Consider the following 342-nt stretch of genomic DNA (forward strand, 5'->3'; position numbering starts at 1 on the left):
AATATGGGGTGGACGATGGGGATCGAACCCACGACAACGGGAGTCACAATCCCGTGCTCTACCAACTGAGCTACGCCCACCATATTGCGTAACAACTTGCCAACAATGAAGACAAACAACTTCTTTGCTGAGCCCCATCACGCCCAGGGACGTGAATGAAGCTTTATTTGGTGCGGATGAAGAGACTCGAACTCTTACGCCTCGCGGCGCTGGAACCTAAATCCAGTGTGTCTACCAATTCCACCACATCCGCGGCTTGAAGCTTTTAAAGCAAAGGCGCCAGACCGTTAAATCTGGCGCCTTTCGAAATATGGGGTGGACGATGGGGATCGAACCCACGAC

Annotated in this window: 2 tRNA genes; both read right to left on the minus strand. The window is 52.3% G+C overall.

Annotated features, from left to right (window positions below):
* Window positions 1–4: 4 nt before the first annotated feature.
* Window positions 5–80 (minus strand) — tRNA-His (locus tag B0W55_RS29460).
* 88 nt (window positions 81–168) lie between these two features.
* Window positions 169–253, minus strand: a tRNA-Leu gene (locus tag B0W55_RS29465).
* Window positions 254–342 lie beyond the last annotated feature (89 nt).

It is taken from the genome of Pseudomonas sp. KK4 (assembly GCF_001984065.1).
Lineage (GTDB): Bacteria > Pseudomonadota > Gammaproteobacteria > Pseudomonadales > Pseudomonadaceae > Aquipseudomonas.